We start from the raw sequence: 215 nt of genomic DNA, 5'->3' as shown, positions 1-215 counted from the left end.
ATCGCGAAGGAGGGAGGTTGGCTTGTGAAAATTACCAGCCGAATTTTTGTATGGAGTTTGAGGGAGTAAAATTAGGCGGCCCTGTCGTTGGAGAGACAAATCCTTATTCAATAAAAGTTGGTGGTGGGGTGTATGGTATTCAACTCGGGGTGGGAGAGGGGCACACTTCTGGTACATCTGACGCCGCTGCTCGTAACACCTTTGTATCTAACACC

At 48.4% G+C, this 215-nt stretch carries 1 pseudogene; it reads left to right on the top strand.

What is annotated here, in order from left to right:
• Positions 1 to 17 precede the first annotated feature (17 nt).
• Positions 18 to 215 (top strand): annotated as a pseudogene (locus KB213_RS12600) (hypothetical protein); the annotation flags it as partial.

The organism is Neokomagataea anthophila (assembly GCF_018122595.1).
Lineage (GTDB): Bacteria > Pseudomonadota > Alphaproteobacteria > Acetobacterales > Acetobacteraceae > Gluconobacter > Gluconobacter anthophilus.
This window is presented reverse-complemented; position numbering and strand designations above follow the sequence as displayed.